This window comes from Vibrio sp. D173a (assembly GCF_030248475.1).
Genome location: NZ_JAHGAH010001335.1, coordinates 1 through 646, shown reverse-complemented (window position 1 = coordinate 646; position 646 = coordinate 1). Strand labels below are relative to the sequence as shown.

Genomic DNA, 646 nt, shown 5'->3' with positions numbered 1-646 from the left:
ATCCGCAAGAATTAGGGACGTTTGATGGAAGTTAGAAGTACTCCTGAGCGTCTATATAAACGCTCAGGCAATCTGATTGTGCGTACTGCAGAAATAGACGATGCGTCTTTGATTAGTGGTTATTTTCAAGCTAACCGTGAGCACTTAAAGCCGTGGGAACCCACTCGTGAAGAGGCGTTTTTCGAACGCACTGGTTGGGCTCAGCGTCTAATTAAGTTAAATGAGCTGCACAAAATGGGGTTGGCTTACTACTGCTTGATTATCAACGCAGAGACCAACGAGATGTTAGGCACCGTGTCGTTCAGTAATCTATCTCGATTCCCATTTCATGCGTGTAACCTGGGGTATTCCCTGGCGAAAGATGCGCAGGGCAATGGTTACATGCGTAAAGCGCTTCGCATGGCTTTGGACTACATGTTTGAAGTGCAGAAGATGCATCGCATCATGGCTGGGTATATCCCACATAATGAAAGAAGTGCGGCGGTATTACAACATTTAGGCTTTGAGAAAGAAGGGTTTGCTAAAGACTACCTTTTGATCGACGGCCAGTGGCGAGATCATGTCCTCACTTCATTGATCAACCCGAATTGGGAAGATAAATGATCGCGATGATCTAGAATTAGAATTTGCTGAGTGTTTAAGCTCG

The 646-nt window shown here is 45.4% G+C and carries 1 protein-coding gene; it reads left to right on the top strand.

All coding sequences use genetic code 11. From position 1 onward, the window contains the following. The first annotated feature begins 24 nt into the window (after positions 1 to 24). Entirely contained in the window at positions 25 to 603 is a 579-nt protein-coding gene (gene rimJ, locus KIV40_RS33195; RefSeq protein ID WP_285353649.1) for a ribosomal protein S5-alanine N-acetyltransferase, read from the top strand. Positions 604 to 646: the final 43 nt, after the last annotated feature.